The 13,949-nt window shown below is 61.4% G+C and carries 12 protein-coding genes; 3 read left to right on the top strand and 9 right to left on the bottom strand.

From position 1 onward, the window contains the following. Positions 1-322 precede the first annotated feature (322 nt). On the bottom strand, positions 323-976 hold the full coding sequence (locus J3U06_RS04515) for a helix-turn-helix transcriptional regulator (protein ID WP_267399957.1): 654 nt from the start codon (positions 974-976) through the stop codon (positions 323-325). Positions 977-1,707: 731 nt separating this feature from the next. Further along, on the bottom strand, positions 1,708-2,583 hold the full coding sequence (locus tag J3U06_RS04510) for an undecaprenyl-diphosphate phosphatase (RefSeq protein WP_220235834.1): 876 nt from the start codon (positions 2,581-2,583) through the stop codon (positions 1,708-1,710). Between the two features lie 145 nt (positions 2,584-2,728). Here J3U06_RS04510 and J3U06_RS04505 point away from each other — a divergent pair, with 145 nt between their 5' ends. After that, a complete protein-coding gene (locus tag J3U06_RS04505) occupies positions 2,729-3,523 on the top strand; it encodes a fructosamine kinase family protein (RefSeq protein ID WP_267444431.1) in 795 nt (264 codons plus the stop codon). 1 nt (position 3,524) lies between these two features. On the opposite strand, the gene dnaJ is transcribed toward J3U06_RS04505, so the two are convergent. Further along, positions 3,525-4,661 (bottom strand): molecular chaperone DnaJ, encoded by a 1,137-nt coding sequence (gene dnaJ, locus J3U06_RS04500; RefSeq protein ID WP_267399954.1) that lies wholly within the window; start codon positions 4,659-4,661, stop codon positions 3,525-3,527. Between the two features lie 84 nt (positions 4,662-4,745). Next, positions 4,746-5,819, bottom strand: coding sequence for a heat-inducible transcriptional repressor HrcA (gene hrcA / locus J3U06_RS04495; RefSeq protein ID WP_267400256.1), 1,074 nt, complete (start codon positions 5,817-5,819; stop codon positions 4,746-4,748). Between the two features lie 184 nt (positions 5,820-6,003). Between hrcA and tkt the strand changes: the two genes are divergently transcribed. Then, complete coding sequence (gene tkt / locus J3U06_RS04490) at positions 6,004-8,106, top strand: transketolase (protein WP_267444430.1); 2,103 nt, start codon at positions 6,004-6,006, stop codon at positions 8,104-8,106. A gap of 156 nt (positions 8,107-8,262) precedes the next feature. After that, positions 8,263-9,372, top strand: coding sequence for a transaldolase (gene tal, locus J3U06_RS04485; protein WP_267399950.1), 1,110 nt, complete (start codon positions 8,263-8,265; stop codon positions 9,370-9,372). A 118-nt stretch (positions 9,373-9,490) separates the two neighbouring features. Here the strand turns inward: tal and hemH are convergent, their stop codons facing one another. The 5 genes from hemH to tpiA all read right to left on the bottom strand — a co-directional run bounded on the left by hemH (position 9,491) and on the right by tpiA (position 13,890). Further along, positions 9,491-10,414: a ferrochelatase gene (gene hemH / locus J3U06_RS04480; RefSeq protein ID WP_267444429.1), complete on the bottom strand. Its 924-nt coding sequence runs from the start codon at positions 10,412-10,414 to the stop codon at positions 9,491-9,493. Next, positions 10,407-11,753 carry an MFS transporter gene (locus tag J3U06_RS04475; protein ID WP_267444428.1) on the bottom strand — a complete coding sequence of 449 codons (1,347 nt, stop codon included), beginning with the start codon at positions 11,751-11,753 and terminating at the stop codon, positions 10,407-10,409. The genes hemH and J3U06_RS04475 overlap by 8 nt, the downstream gene beginning before the upstream one ends. A gap of 54 nt (positions 11,754-11,807) precedes the next feature. Then, on the bottom strand, positions 11,808-12,566 hold the full coding sequence (hemQ, locus tag J3U06_RS04470; protein WP_267399944.1) for a hydrogen peroxide-dependent heme synthase: 759 nt from the start codon (positions 12,564-12,566) through the stop codon (positions 11,808-11,810). 232 nt (positions 12,567-12,798) lie between these two features. Then, complete coding sequence (gene secG, locus J3U06_RS04465; protein ID WP_101432389.1) at positions 12,799-13,047, bottom strand: preprotein translocase subunit SecG; 249 nt, start codon at positions 13,045-13,047, stop codon at positions 12,799-12,801. Between the two features lie 60 nt (positions 13,048-13,107). Then, positions 13,108-13,890 (bottom strand): triose-phosphate isomerase, encoded by a 783-nt coding sequence (gene tpiA / locus J3U06_RS04460; RefSeq protein ID WP_024628060.1) that lies wholly within the window; start codon positions 13,888-13,890, stop codon positions 13,108-13,110. Between the last annotated feature and the right edge of the window lie 59 nt (positions 13,891-13,949).

Genomic DNA, 13,949 nt, shown 5'->3' with positions numbered 1-13,949 from the left:
TTTGTGGGGGGGCCTTGCTTTAAAATTTTTTACCCGTGGGGTCTTTTATGTTGGTTTTTGTGTCATAAAGGTCGGGGGCTTTTTGGGTAATTTTGTGGGGGGGGGTTATTTTTTATTCCCCCCCCCCCCCCCCCCCCCCACAGCTTGAGGAAACCGTGGACTCTTTGTTCTACCTATGTGATACTTGCGTGGCCCGCGTGTAGGGTCGCGTTCCGGTTGTCGTGCAATTCACGGCGGCCGTGTTGTAAAGCTCCCCCGGCGGCGCAGAATTATACCCCCCTCTCCTGCCGCCGGGGGTTTTACTTATTAGCTGTTTTGGCCCCTATTTCAGGGCCTGCAGGTACCGGTAGAGAGTGGGAATGGATATCCTGAGCTCGGGTGCCACAATTCCTACCGCGCCCTTGATCAGGAAAATGCCCCGGTCCTTGATGTCGCTGATGATGTTCAGCCTGTCCTGTTTGGTCAGCTTATCCATGGGAATGTTGAACTGGCGGACCGCCTCCCTGGTGATCCTACGGATGTTCTCCTGAGGCTCTTCAGTCATGTGGCTGCGGGAGGCTTCTGTGGAGATCTGCACATCGTCGGAGTCGGTTTCGGTCAGAGTCTGCAGCACATGGGCCGCCTGCTGCAGCTCGGTGATGTTGATGCTGATGCAGAGCAGGCCGATGACGGTTTGCTGCCTGTCGTGTATCAGGTATGAGGAGACGCGGAACTCGTGCATGTTCAGGCGGCGCCCGCGGTAGTCGGAGACGAAGTCGGCCCCATCGCGTTCGGCCCGCATGGCCAGTTGGCGGGTCTGGTTGGTCACGGTGTCGCCCAGGGTGCGTCCGGAAAGCTGACCATTGCGAATAAACACTATGGTATTCTCGAGGCGAGTGATGTCATGCACGGCGATCTCGGCCATGGGGCCGAAGGAATCGGCCATGAATTCTGCAAGGGGAAAAATCTCTTCAAGGTTGTCAACTGTGAAATGCATGGCTGATCCTCAACATCCTAACAGGGCGGTTTGCGGCCGCCGGTTGGTGCTGCGGGAAGCGAAAGGCTTGGGAGGGAGTGATATGTTCCATTACTTCTATACCTGCCAGACGGCTTCCTCTAGTTCCGTATACTAGACCTTCTCTTTTGCCCTTCGGTTCCCGGTCCGCCGTCCATGGCCCAGCTGATCCACGGGGGTAACCAAGCGCCGAGGGATTTTCATGTTAACGCAAGATGATGGTTAAAAGCTGCTTTTGCTGCCCGGCTGATCGTCCGGGGCGGGTGCCTTTTATGACCGATATTCCTGAATCGGGCATGTGGAGTAAGTACAGATTCCCAAAAATCCCGGGAAAGTCAATGATTCCGGAAGCTGATTGCTGGTCCTCGTTATGGATTTCAGGCAGGATGTGAACTCAATGTGAGCCTGATCACGTGTGTCGATGTCGGAAGGCCCTGAAGTCTGCCATGCCCTGGATGGCCGCATGGCCTTGTTTGCCATTTACCATGAGGAGGGGCATCAGCACTAGTGCCGTCATGAGCTATTACAGGCCAAACCTATATGGCACAACCGTTGCAAATCTCCCAGAAAAAATCGGGATCCCCCGTTGGCCGCGCAATGCATGCAGGTCTGTGTGCTGACTCCACTGCCGCGAAACCAGGGCAGTACATGAAAGAATGCTGTCACGCGACATTGGGATCGTCTGATCCTCGACGAAGTTCTTCATCAGGGGGTCAGCTGGCTGCAACGCCGCCCACGGCAGGCAGGGCGCCGACCATGAGCATGATGGCCACGAAGATTGCCAGGCCGATTCGGTAGATGACAAATCCCCGGTAGGAGAAGCGTGAAACGATCTTCAAAAAGGCGATGATAACGATGTAGCCCAACAGAAAGCTGACCACGGTGGCGCAGATGGTGGCCCCCCAGCCGGGGAAAGCAGCATCTGCATTGATGTTTTTCAAGGACTTGACCGTCTCTAGGATTCCGGCGCCGAAGACGGCGGGAATGGCCATGAGGAAGCTGACCCGGGTTGCGGCCTCGCGGGTATAGCCCAAGCCGCGGCCGAAGGTCATGGTGCCGCCCGAACGGGATACGCCGGGGATCAGGGCCAGCATTTGCCCGATGCCGAAGAGCAGGGCGTCACGGGCGTTCATCTGCCGGATCTCCTTGGTCTGACGGCCATGGCGGTCGAAGTAGTCCAGCAGCAGGCCAAAGACGATCAGTACCACCACGGTAATCCATAGATTACGCAGCTTGGTCTCGATTATCTTCTGGAAGAGCAGTCCCGCCACGACGATGGGCAGGGTTCCCAGGATGATGTACCAGCCCAATGCTGCGTCATGGTCCTTGGAGCCCATCCGCTCCCGCCAGGAGGAGCCGTCCTTGCCAGCCAGGCAACGGAACCAGTGGGTCAATATGCGGACAATGTCATGCCGAAAGTAGAGCAGAACCGCCAGCTCGGTGCCGAATTGGATGATGGCTGTGAAGGCCGCGCCCGGGTCCTGGCCCAGCAGGCCACCCACAATGCGGATATGGGCGCTGGATGAGACGGGAAAATACTCCGTCAGGGCCTGCACCAGGCCGAACAGAATGGCTTCGAAGAAATTCATGGACCCCTCTTGCTATGTCGGACAACAATGGCAAGCATAGCCACCGCGCAGGGCAGGAAGAGCCAAGGGCCGGGCATGTCTCGCAGAATGCCCACAATGGATCTTGTCGGAATCGACGACTCGACGATTAGGGGTGTGGATCATCATGGCCAAGACCTACAGAAAATCCAGGGGCGGGGCCCCGGCGGGATTCTTCGAGTGCGAAGGGCGCGGTCTGCAATGGCTGGGCCAGGCTCAGGCGCAGGGCGGTCCCCGAGTGGTGGATGTCTACGACTGGGGCCCGGACTATTTGGACATTGAGGAGGTAACCTCCGCCTCCCCCACGTCTGGCGCGGCCTACCGCTTTGGCGCCCAGCTGGCCCATATGCATGATGCCGGGGCCGACCACTTTGGCTCTGCGCCCGAGGGCTACACGGGCACCTGCTACTTCGGGCCCCTGCAGGATCCGCTGCCCATGGACGTGGGCGCCTGGGACGACCCGGCCACCTATTGGGCCAAGGGACGGCTGGAGCCCATGGTGGGCATGGCCATGGATCGGCGGGCGCTGAACCGCGAGGACATGGAGATGACCCAAGAAGTGATCCAGGCCCTGCCGGAACTGCTGGGTGCCTCCGCCAATGACAAGCCCGCCAGGGTCCACGGGGACCTGTGGAGCGGCAACGTCATGTGGGCCAGGAAAGACGGGCAGACACAGGCTGTCCTGATCGACCCTGCGGCCCACGGAGGCCATCGTGAGGAAGACCTGGCCATGCTGCAGCTGTTCGGCATCCCCTACCTAGGGCAGATTCTGGACGGCTACCAGAGCGTGCATCCCTTGGTGGCCGGCTACCAGAACCGGACTACGCTCTGGCAACTCTACGCCATCGCCGGGCACTGCGCCTTCTTCGGCGGCGGCTATGTGAGCGAATATCGGTCCATGTGCCGGTCGCTGCTGGGATGAATCAGCTGAAGATGTCCTTGAGCTTGCCGAAGATTCCCTTGCGGCCTCCGGCTCCGGCAGGCTTGGCGCTCTGCGGGACCTGCTTGGCTTCGGAGTCGTGGCTGTCGGCGAAGTCCTCAATCAGGCGGCGCTGATTGTCGTCCAGCTTGGTGGGGATCTGAACCAGCACGTGGACAATGATGTCGCCGCGCTCCTCCCGGTTGCCCAGTCTGGTGACACCCAGGCCCTTGATGGTGATCTCCTGGTCGGGCTGGCAGCCGACGGGGATCTCCACCTGGCGCTGGCCGTCGAATGTCTCCAGGTCCACCTGGTGGCCCAGCACGGCCCAGGTCATGGGCACGGCGATCCAGCAGTGCAGGTCCTGGCCACTGCGAGTGTAGTGTTTGTCGGGCTTAATGGCGATGTCCACGTACAGGTCGCCGGCCGCTCCGCCGCCTTCGCCCACCTCGCCTTGGGAGGCCAACCGCAGGCGTGAGCCGTCAGCCACGCCTGCTGGCACGTTGACGCCCACCTCGCGGCGGGTGCGTACACGGCCGTGGCCGTTGCAGACCGGGCAGGGGTGCTCGATGACGGTGCCGTGGCCCTCACACCGCTCGCAGGGAGCCTGGCTCATCATCTGCCCCAGCAGGGTCCGCACCACCTTCTGGGCATAGCCCTTGCCATGGCATACAGGGCAGGTCACCGGGGAGGTCCCCTTCTGAGCCCCCGATCCGCCGCACTCCTGACAGAGGCCATAGGTGCTGATGGGGGTGCGTACAACGCCGCCGAAGATGGCGGTCTTCATGTCCACAGAGACCTGGGCCAGGGCATCCCGACCGGGTTGGGTGCGCGGAATGGGCCCCTGGGTCGTGCCCCCGAAGCCGCCGCCGAAGAACTGGTTGAAGACGTCGCCCATGTCAAAGGGGCCGGCTCCCTGGGAGGCCTGGGGGTCATTGGGGTCCACGCCCGCGTCGTACATGCGCCGCTTCTCAGGATCCGAGAGCACCTCGTAGGCGCTGTTGACCTCCTTGAACTTGTCCTCGTATTCAGGCCCGGCGATGTCCGGGTGGTACTTGCGGCTCATTTTGCGATAGGCACGCTTGATGTCCTGATCGCTCGCGCCGCGCTCGACTCCCAAAACCTCGTAGTAATCTGCCACCGATCATCCTTTTCGTTTGATGCCCTCTCGACCCATAGTTGCATGGGCCCACGATACCTATGACTTATGCCGCTGCCTTAACGGTCATGGCTCCCCGTCGCCGGCCAGGAAACCGGTCAAATACGAGGCCACGGCACGAACCGCGCTCATGGTAGCCGGATAGTCCATATGGGTCGGGCCGATGGAGCCTACGAAGGCCACTGGCTCGTCGGCTTCCGAGCCGTCGGTCTGCCTGGACCTGGCATGTCCGTATCCACTAGTGACTACTGAGGCGTGGACTAGCTCGGGAGTCCGGGTCTCGGTGCCGATTGCCACGCTGACCCCGTTGCTCTCGCGCGAAAGCTCGCTCTGGGCCCGCATGAGCCGCATGAGCACCACCTGCTCCTCCAAGGCGTCCAGCAGCGAGCCCAAGTCCCCCAAGGAGACGGCCTGGCTGTGGGTCAGCTGGGAGGTGCCGGCCATGTAGAGGCCACTGGTCTGCTCTCGGGTGGCCATCTCGTCGAAGACCGCGGCCACCAGGCGCAGCGTGGACTTGTCGCGGCCCTCGGTAAGGGAGTCGGCCAGTATGCGGCAGCGGTCGGCTGCACGGTCCAGGGGCAGGTCCTGGCACTGCCGGTTGATCTGGTCGGACAGGCCCGCCAAGGCGTTCGGGTCCTCCTGCAGGGGCCCGTGCAGGGTGCGCTGGACCACCCGGCCGGTATCGGTGATTACCACCATAAGTACGGTCCCCCGGCTCAGTCCTATAAGCTCGGCCCGGCGCAGGTTTGAGCTGGCCAGGGAGGGCGAGGCCACCACGGCGATCTGCCCGGTGATCTGAGCCAGAAGCTGGGCGGCGTGCTGCAGGGTGTCCTCCAGGTTGACCGACCCGGACAGGAAAGCGTTGATGCCCCGGCGCTGGGCGGAGGACAGGGGCACGATGGTGGCCAACCTGTCGACGAAGTAACGGTAGCCCTTCTGGGTGGGGATGCGGCCGGCGGAGGTGTGGGGCTGAACCAGGTAGCCCTCGCTCTCCAGGGCCGCCATGTCGTTGCGCACGGTGGCAGAGCTGACTCCAAGCTGATGACTTCTGGTGAGCGAACCCGACCCCACCGGCTCACGAGAACGAATGTAGTCCTCGACAACCGCCCGCAGCACCAGCATGCGTCTGGTATTAGGCAATGTCGCTTCTCCCGTCATGGTTTCATTATTAGCACTCGGGCCAAGAGAGTGCCAAAACGTCGCGCGAAGAGCCGAATTGTGTCGTCTCAAACCGATACGATGGAAACGCATTGTGAAGGTAACCGAACATTTTCGACACAAGTCGAACATGGAGACCTCTAGATTGGAAGGAAAGCAGCACCATATGGCAGATTTCACATGGTCCGAACTCGATGAGCGGGCTGTCAAGATGGCCAAGGTCCTCTCGGCCGACGCGGTCGAGAAGGCCGGAAGCGGCCACCCTGGCTCCCCTATTTCGCTGGCGCCCATCGCCTACGCGCTCTACCAGCACTTCATCCGTCACGATCCCAACGACCCCGACTGGGTTGGGCGTGATCGGTTCATTCTTTCCGGCGGCCACGCCTCGCTGACCCAGTACGTGCAGCTCTACTTCTCCGGGTACGGACTGACCTTGGACGATCTCAAGCGCTTCCGCACTGCGGGCACCCGGACTCCCGGCCACCCCGAGTACGGCCTGACCCCCGGCATAGAGATGACCACCGGCCCGCTGGGCCAGGGTCTGGCCTCGGCCGTGGGCTTCGCCTATGGTCAGCGCTACGAGCGTGGTCTGCTGGATCCGGACGCACCCGAGGGGCAGTCCCCCTTCGACCATAAGGTCTGGGTCATCTGCGGCGAGGGCGATGTCGAGGAGGGCGTCTCCTCCGAGGCCAGCTCCTTGGCCGGCGACCAGCGCCTAGGCAACCTGACTGTCATCTTCGATGCCAACCACATCCAGATCGAGGGCGACACCCGCATCTCCCTGGGCGAGGACATCCTCAAGCGCTACCAGGCCTACGGCTGGTACACAGACGAGTTCAGCTTCATCCAGCCCGACGGCTCCTACAAGGAGGACGTCGAAGGCCTGGCTGCCGTCCTGGAGAAGGCCGAGCAGGTCACCGACCGGCCCAAGTTCATCAAGGTGGACACCCTGATGGCCTGGCCGACCCCCGGTAAGACCAACGATCCTTCAGCCCACGGCTCTGCCCTGGGCCCCGAGGCCGTCGCCGCCCTGAAGAAAACCCTTGGTTACGACCCTGAGCAGAGCTTCCAGATCGACGAGGAGGCCCTGGCTCACGCACGCGAGGTCGCTCAGCGCGGCCTAGCCGCCCACAAGGACTGGGACGAGAAGTTCCAGGCTTGGCGCAAGGCCAACCCCGACAAGGCTGCTCTCTACGACCGCATCCATGCCGGCAAGCTGCCCGAGGGCTTCGACAAGGCCCTGGACGACTTGGAGGCTGGCTTCGAGCCCGGCTCCAAGGTGGCCACCCGCAAGGCTTCCGGCGCAGCCATCAACGCCCTGGCCCCCATCATGCCCGAGCTTTGGGGGGGATCCGCTGATCTGGGCGGCTCCAACAACACCAACATCAACGGTGCTGTTTCCTTCGCTCCCGAGGCCGACGAAACCGTCCAGTGGCCCAAGGCCAGCAAGTACGGCCGCCAGCTGCACTTTGGCGTGCGCGAGTTCGCCATGGGCGCCATCACCAACGGCATCCTGCTGGGTTCGGACACCAGGCCCTACAACGGGACCTTCTTCCAGTTCAGCGACTATGAGCGCCCCTCGGTGCGTCTGGCGGCTCTGATGGACATCCCCAACTTGTATGTGTGGACCCACGACTCCGTGGCCCTGGGCGAGGATGGCCCCACCCACCAGCCCATCGAGCACCTGACCGTCATGCGTGCCATCCCTCAGATGGAGGTTGTGCGCCCGGCCGACCAGTATGAGACCGCTGAAGCTTATCGCGCCTTCTTCGAGAAGGGCAACACCCACCCCACAGCCATGATTCTCACCAGGCAGGGCGTGCCCACCTTGAAAGAGACCAAGGCCAAGGCCCGTGAAGGCGTTCGCAAGGGCGCCTATGTGCTGGTCGACACCGAGGGCCAGCCGGATGTACTGATCATGGCCACCGGCTCCGAGGTGCAGCTCGCTGTAGCTGCCTCCAAGACCCTGGCTGAGCAGGACGTCAAGGCCCGTGTCATTTCCGTGCCCTCGCTTGAGTGGTTCGAGGAGCAGGACGACGAGTACAAGGAAGCTGTTCTGCCCGTCTCCGTCAAGGCCCGCGTCTCGGTTGAAGCTGGCCTGGCCACGCCCTGGTACAAGTACCTGGGCAGCTATGGCAAGCCCGTCTCCATAGAGCAGTTCGGTCTGCAGGGCAGCGGCGACGAGAACATGCGCGACCTGGGCATCACCGCCGATCATGTGGTCGAAGCAGCACAGGCATCCCTGGAGGAAGTCCGTCGGGCACGCTGAACCCGGCATCGTGATTAATCGGGGGCCGTCCGCGATGCCGGCCCCCTCCCCTGCAAAACACGTCCGAAACGCGGGCCTGGGGGAATACAGCAATAGACTTCCCGGTAGAGCATAGTGAATGTGATTCCATCGGGAACCCAAATAAGGAGTGACAAGATGGCAGAAAATGCAAACACCCAGCGCACCAGCGATTCAGGTGTCTCGATCTGGCTGGACGACCTGAGCCGCACCCGCATCGAGTCGGGCAATCTGCAGCAGCTGATCGCCGAGCGCAATGTGGTGGGCGTGACCACCAACCCCTCGATTTTCCAGAAGGCCTTGAGCCAGGTGGGCCCCTATGACGAACAGCTCAAGCAACTGGGTCGCATACCCGTTGAGGAGGCCGTCCGCGAGCTAACCACAACCGACGTGCGTAACGCCACCGACATCTTCCGCGAGGTTGCTGAGAAGACCGATTACGTGGATGGACGCGTCTCTATCGAGGTCGATCCTCGTCTGGCCCACAACACAGAAGAGACCGAGAAGCAGGCCGAAGAGCTCTGGAACAAGGTCGACCGGCCCAACGCCATGATCAAGATTCCCGCTACCCTAGAGGGCCTACCCGCCATCACCGCCACCCTGGCCAAGGGCATCTCAGTCAACGTGACCCTGATCTTCTCCCTGGAGCGCTACAAGCAGGTCATTGATGCCTTCATAGAGGGCATGGTCCAGGCTGACAAGAACGGCCATGACCTGAAGCACATGGGCTCGGTGGCCTCCTTCTTCGTCTCCCGCGTGGATACTGCGGTTGACAAACTGTTGGAGGCCAACGGATCTGACGAGGCCAAGTCCCTGGAGGGCAAGGCCGCTGTGGCCAATGCCCGCCTGGCTTATGAGCTCTTCGAGAGGGCTTTTGACAACGATCCTCGCTGGGCTGGCCTGGAAGCCAAGGGAGCCAAGCGTCAGCGTCCGCTCTGGGCCTCCACCGGCACTAAGAACGCCGCCTACTCCGACTGCAAGTATGTGGACGAGCTGGTGGCCCCTGACGTGGTCAACACCATGCCAGAGAAGACCCTGAATGCTCTGGCCGATCACGGCAATGGCGCTCCCTCGGTCAAGGGCACCTATCAGGAGAGCCACCAGGTGATGCAGAAGCTGGCTGACCTGGGCATCAGCATCAAGGACGTGACCGACAAGCTGGAGGCCGATGGCGTCGCCGCCTTCATCGACTCCTGGGATTCGGTCCTCTCCGACGTACAGAAGGGCATCGATCGCGTCAACGGCTGAGCGCCTGACTGACAGCCGCCGCGAGCGACTATCGACTGTGCCCCGCCGGTTTGAACCGGCGGGGCACAGTCGATATCTCAACAAAATTCCAAGTAGATATGTGACTACTCTTATACGACTACTCTGTCTTGGTCTCTTCGACCACCTGCTGCAGGGCGGCAATCAGGGCGGGGCTGTCGTTGGGCAAGTTCAACCTGGTCAGGGTGCCGCCGGCTGATTCAATGGCCCTGGTCAGCTCAATGTCCACGTCATAACAGATTTCCAGGTTGTCGGCGATGAAGCCGATGGAGGCGGAGACGATGGTCTTCATGCCGCTCTTGGTGATCAGATCCTTGGCCACATTGACGAAATCAGGGCCGATCCAAGGCTCCTGGGTGCGGCCTGCCGACTGCCAGGCCAGCACGTACTGGTCCTCATTGAGGTCGGCGGCCTGAGCCACGGCATTGGATAGGCCGATGACCTCATCCTTGTAGGGGTCCCCTCCTTGGATGATGCGCAGGGGCAGTGAGTGGGCGCTGAAGATCACCTTGGTGTCCGGCCGGTCGGTCAGATCCTTCATGGCCACCAGCTGATCGCTCCAGAAGCGGATCAGTGCCTGGTGGTTCCACCAGGACCGCACCGGCAGGTATCCCATGCCCGGATGGGACTCGATGGCCCTGCTGGCACGGTTGTGGTAGTCCTCGCTCGAATATGAGGAGTAATGCGGGGCAAGGGGCAGGCCAATAACCTTGGTGATGCCATCGGCGGCAATCTGGTCGACCGCATCCTTGATGAAGGGGGCGATGTATTTCAAACCTTCGTAGACCTTGTAGGCGCCGGGATGGGCCTTGTCCAGCGCAGCCTGAAGACCGTCGCGCTGGGCCGTGGTGATCCTGGCCAGGGGCGAGGGCAGACCGATGGCCTTGTAGCGGCCGACCAGCTGGTCCATGAGCGGCTTGGGCGGCTCCTGCCCGTGGCGGATGTTGGTGTAGTACCCCTTTATGTCGGACTCCTGGTAGGGGGTGCCGTACGCCATGAGGAGGACAGCTGTAGGTTCAGTCATCAGCAACTTCTTTCTGTGAAAATGGAATGCAGTATGTCAGGCCGATATTGACCAGGGCTATGACGATGACCACCAGGAACATGTTCCTGTAAGAGGCCAGTCCAGCCTGTCCGCCCACCTTGCCCAGTTCAATGGCCGAGGCGAAGAGCAGGGGGGCGATGGTGGTGCCGATTTTCTTACAAGCGGACAGCCCGCCTATGGCCTGCATACGGTTTTCGGGCCCGGCCAGCCTTCCGGCGATCACCTGGAGCGGCGAGGACATCATCGAGCCCATGCCGACCCCCATCAGGAAAGACAGCAGCATGAAGAGCTGCAGATTGTGCAGGGTCAGGGTGATCATCAGGGCCATCAGGCCTATCAAAGACGATGAGAAGACAAGCGTGGTCCGGTAGCCGAACTTGTCGACCAGCAGCCCGCCCAGCCAGGACCCGACCACAGAACCGAGCCCGACGCCAACCATGACCATGCCGGCCGAACGGACCGGGAGCCCGAAGACTGAATGGACATAGGTTGGAATGTATACGAAGAGGGAGAAGAACATGCCTCCCAGCATTCCCAGCAGCAGGGTGAGCCCATAGGAGGGCAGCTTCAGCAGGCGGATGGGCAGGAAGGGCATGGTCTCGCTTGAGCCGCCCAGATTACGCTCATGCAACAGGAATACCGCGCCGGCCATCACTGCGACCAGGAGGCATCCGATGATCAGGAGCAGGTAGGTGGTTCCGTACTGGAGGAAGGTGATTGCTACCATCAGCAGGGCCAGAGCTACGCTGAAGGAGCCCAGGCCCAGGTAGTCGGTCTTCCAGGCGCGGTCGGTCTGGGAATCGCCCATCATGAACCAGGCCAGTATGAACAAAATGGCTAAAAAGGGCAGTATCATGAAGTAGTAGGCACGCCATCCGTGGGTGATGCCCAGGAGCATGCCCGAAAGGACCGGGCTGACCATGGCGGAAAGGCCGGCGATGATGCCCACCGTGGAAACCTTCCTGCCTTGGCTGTTCCTCCGGGCGCGCTGCAGAAGGACGTTCATGGACAGGACCATGATGCCGCTGTCTCCCAGAGACTGGATGAACCGGCCCAGCAGCATGACTGCATAGTTGGGCGAGACCGCCGTCATCAGACATCCAAGGAACCAGAAGGCCAGCTCCCAGAGGAAGACCTTCCTGGTCCCGTGTGCATCGGAGAGGTTGGATGTGATGGGAGTGCCCACCACCAGGCCCAGGGTGTACAGGCCAACCACCCAGGAGGAGCCGATGGTGGTCAGGCCGAAGGTCCGTGTGATGGACGGCATCATGGTCGGCACCGCTCCCCCATCCAGCTGGGTGATGAAAACGATGACCATGAAGAACCATAAGGGCGTGGCGAGGATTGATCTTCCCTCTCTTGTCGTCATGTGCTACTGTCCCATCTGGTCCGTGAGCAGCCTGTCAATGCGCTCAGGATCGGTCTGGGTGCCTACCAGGAAGTAGGGGAATTCGCCATAGATGGAGCTGGCTTCGATGTAGCGCATCTCGGTGACGATCTTCTTGAACTCGATGGGGTCGTCGGCGAACAAGGTAACGCCCCACTCGTAGTCGTCCAGACCAATGGAACCTGTCAGGATGATGGAGACCTTCCCGGCGTAGGAACGGCCGATCTTGCCGTGGTCGTGCATATAGGCCTTGCGCTGGTCGTAGGGCAGCGTGTACCAGTTGGCGCCGGGGACGCGGGTCTTCGACATGGGGTAGAAGCAAATGTAGGGCTTGTCGGGCGTCTTGGGATGCAGGCTGGCGTCGACGTAGGACCAACCGCGGTCAGTGGTCGGCTTGCCCGAGTAGAGGCCCACCTCGGTGACCGACACATAGGAGATGGTCGGCTCCAGATAATCGGAGAAGCGCAGCTTCTCCAGGGAGGTTTCGACCTCCTGCAACTGTTCCAGGGTCTCCCTGAGGACCATCAGGCCCAGGTCGGCCTTTTGCCCATTGACTTGACACCAGTAGTGGCTTCCCTTACCCTGGGACTGGACCGCGTCCAGCTGTGCGGCAAGGGCCTTGAACTGATCCAGGCATTCTCGGCGCTCGTCCTGCGGCGCTCTGCGCCACTTGGCCCAATCAATCTTCCAGAAGAGGTGGAGGCAGAACCAGCCCTCCAGGCTCGGTGCAGCTTGCTCAGCCATGAGCACTTCCTTTCGCTTGCTTAGCTTGCACGACATTGTGTGATGCGCCGCTCGTCGGGCACACCATTCTCTACTCTATCCGTCAGGCGGCTGAATCGTTGGATTATCGGTGCATTGTGAATGACATATTGTGGTAATAGTCAAGGACTAGGAGCCCGCACTAAAGTCGTCCAGATATGCAAAAACCCCGGTCAATGCCGGGGTCAAATATTTTAGGTATTGTCTGATGGAATCAGGCCAGCTTGTACTTGGTAATGAGATCCAAGGCGATGATGATGGCCACCCAGATTAGGGCCACGATGATGGTCAGCCGGTTCAGGTTCTTCTCGGCTGCACCTGAGGTGCCGGCGTTGGAGCCGATTCCGCCGCCGAACATATCGGACAGGCCGCCGCCCTTGCCCTTGTGCAGCAGAATCAGCATGGTCAGCAGTATGCTGGCGAGGATCACAACGACTTCGAGCACAATCTTGACAATGGTCACGGCACATACCTCCATGTAAGGAACTGGGAACAAGTATACAGATACCCGGGGAAAAACGCATCAACCCTTGGCAGCCAGTCGCACGATCCGCGCGAACTCCTCCACGTCCAGGGAGGCGCCGCCCACCAGAAAGCCGTCCACGTCCGGCTGGGTGATCATCTGGGAGGCATTCTTGGAAGTGACCGAGCCACCGTAGAGGATGCGCACGGCCTGGCCGGCAGGCTCTCCGAACTTGCCTGAGATGTGGTCGCGGATGGCCCGGGCGGCCTGTTGGGCGGTGTCCGGGGTGGCCACCATGCCGGTGCCGATGGCCCAGACCGGTTCGTAGGCCACAATCAGGTTTTCCATGTCCTCCTTGGCCAGGTCCCGGGTGACGTCGTTGACCTGGCCCACGGCGAAGTCCAGTTGGATGCCCTGGCGGCGCTCCTCGTAGCTCTCCCCCACGCAGAGGATGGGCTTCATGCCCGCAGCCAGGACGGCACGGACCTGGTCGACGATGTTGGCGTCGTCCTCGGGATGGTACTTGCGTCGCTCGGAGTGGCCCACAATGACGTAGCTGCAGCCCAGCTGGGCCAGCATGTCAGCGGACACATCCCCGGTGAAGGCTCCCTGGGCGGTGACGGAGACGGCCTGCGCCCCATACTCGATGGGCAGGTTGTCGGCCTCCACCAGCACCTGGACGGAGCGCAGGGCAGTGAAGGCGGGCATCAGCGCCACCTGGCAACGCCTGCGGTCGAAGTGGGCGTCGCGCAGGAGCCAGGCCAGCTTCTGCACGAAATAGGTGGCTTCCAGGTGGTCGAAATTCATCTTCCAATTGCCGGCCACCAGGGGAATGCGTGCCATACCAGACCTTTCCATCCGCGTACCAACAGCAATGCCGGGCCGCCGGATGCGAAACCCGG

Origin of the sequence: Bifidobacterium sp. B4142, from assembly GCF_026537325.1 — a bacterium.
Taxonomy (GTDB): Bacteria; Actinomycetota; Actinomycetes; order Actinomycetales; family Bifidobacteriaceae; genus Bombiscardovia.
The sequence above is the reverse complement of the archived record's forward strand: the minus strand, read 5'-3'. Positions and strand labels throughout refer to the sequence as shown.